1 protein-coding gene is annotated in these 295 nt (G+C 44.4%); it reads right to left on the bottom strand.

The annotated features are described in order from the left end of the window. The coding region (locus tag Q4519_RS21835) for a type VI secretion system baseplate subunit TssF (RefSeq protein WP_303516048.1) at nt 1–295 on the bottom strand (295 nt) is incomplete at both ends.

The following is a 295-nucleotide window of genomic DNA, read 5'->3' as shown; positions in this document are numbered from 1 at the left end:
CTTATAAATACGGTCGGTGGGTTGTGTTTCTATAGCGACAACGCCATCAAGGCGTTGCTTGGCAATTTTTTCAGCTTGGCGATCAACCAACGCTCTAAAATCGTATGCGCGAAAAACAGACTGCAGGGCGTCTTTAGACAATAAAGATAAGTAGTTTAGTGAGAGGTTAGAGATCAACGTCAAAAGCAAACTGCCATCAAGCACAGGCCGCTGAGTTGCGGTTGGAACAGTAATATTTCGGAACTCAACAAAAGCGGGAGTATTGTCACTTTCAAGGCATATATCCCCAATGCCT

Origin of the sequence: Motilimonas sp. 1_MG-2023, assembly GCF_030547455.1 — a bacterium.
In the GTDB taxonomy this organism is placed as follows: domain Bacteria; phylum Pseudomonadota; class Gammaproteobacteria; order Enterobacterales; family CBDFNC01; genus Motilimonas.
Note: the sequence above shows the minus strand (reverse complement) of the source record. Positions and strands in the feature narration are given on the sequence as shown.